The sequence below is a fragment of the Nitriliruptor sp. genome (assembly GCF_040882075.1).
Classification (GTDB): Bacteria; Actinomycetota; Nitriliruptoria; order Nitriliruptorales; family Nitriliruptoraceae; genus Nitriliruptor.
On sequence record NZ_JBBEBZ010000081.1, the window covers coordinates 1 to 1,193 of the forward strand.

Annotated in this window: 3 protein-coding genes; 2 read left to right on the top strand and 1 reads right to left on the bottom strand. The window is 69.9% G+C overall.

Going from position 1 to position 1,193, the window contains the following annotated elements; all coding sequences use genetic code 11:
- Positions 1–32: 32 nt before the first annotated feature.
- Positions 33–398, bottom strand: a complete 366-nt coding sequence (locus WEB03_RS04220) for a hypothetical protein (protein WP_368069721.1) — start codon at positions 396–398, stop codon at positions 33–35.
- Positions 399–523: 125 nt separating this feature from the next.
- On the opposite strand from WEB03_RS04220, the gene trxA reads away from it, so the two are divergent.
- Positions 524–895, top strand: a complete 372-nt coding sequence (gene trxA / locus WEB03_RS04225) for a thioredoxin (protein ID WP_368069722.1) — start codon at positions 524–526, stop codon at positions 893–895.
- An 87-nt stretch (positions 896–982) separates the two neighbouring features.
- A partial coding sequence (locus WEB03_RS04230; protein WP_368069723.1) for an LLM class flavin-dependent oxidoreductase occupies positions 983–1,193 on the top strand: 211 nt, incomplete at its 3' end.

The following is a 1,193-nucleotide window of genomic DNA, read 5'->3' on the forward strand; positions in this document are numbered from 1 at the left end:
GAAGCTCGATGTCACGGCTGGTTCCTCTCAGCTCAGGCGGAGTCGAGGTCGCCCTCGTCGAGCACCTCGAGGTCCTCGATCGCGATACGGCGTCCCTCGTCGTCTCGGAAGGTGTAGCGCCCGGTCACCTCGATGCGATCACCGAGGTGCGGGCTGACGAGCTCCTGCGGGGTCAGTTCGACGCGGTTCTGGTCCTCGTCCTCGATCCAGTGGTGGAGCGGTTCGTCGAAGCTGCGGACCACCCCCCGGGTCGTGACCTGGCGGCCGTGGAGGGCGTCCTGGTCCTCGACGAGCTCCACGATCGCGACGTCGACCGGGCCCTGGTCCGCCGACGTGCAGGCGGTCGTGAGCGCCGCCAGCACCGCCAGGCTCGCCGCGAACCCCGGCCACCGCCTCACGCATCATCCTCTCGTCGCCCCTCCGAACCTACCCCCGCCGTCTCGCGCGAACGGCCGGCCACGCCGGGAATGTCCGGACCTTCCGGGCGGTTCCCCGAGCACACCGACCTCGAGAGGAGCCCTCCGTGGCCACCCGTGACCTCACCGCGCTCGACTTCGAGCGCACCATCCGCGACAACGACATCGTCCTCGTCGACTTCTGGGCCGCCTGGTGCGGCCCGTGCAAGAGCTTCGCGCCCACCTACGACGCCGTCTCCGAGGACCACCCCGACGTCGTCTTCGGCAAGGTCGACACCGAGGACCAGGAGCTCCTCGCCGGCCAGTTCGGTATCCGCAGCATCCCGACCCTCATGGCCTTCCGCGAGGAGATCATGGTCTTCCAGCAGCCCGGCGCCCTGCCGCAGGCCGCCGTCGAGGACCTCGTCACCCAGCTGCGTGCCCTCGACATGGACGACGTCCGCTCCCAGATCGCTTCGCACGAGAAGCAGCACAGCTGACCGGTCCGCGGCCGCGCCCGGGAACACGCCGGTGTGCGGCCGCGTTCACCTGGTTGCAGACGCAACGGACCACCGGAAGGGTGCGCGATGCAGTTCGGGATCTTCTCGGTCGGGGATGTCACCCCCGACCCGACGACGGGACGCACGCCGACCGAGGCCGAGCGCATCCAGGCGATGGTCACCATCGCGCTGAAGGCCGAGGAGGTCGGACTCGACGTGTTCGCCTCCGGTGAGCACCACAACCCGCCGTTCGTGCCGTCCTCGCCCACCACGCGGCCCGTCGCTCGAGGACTTCACC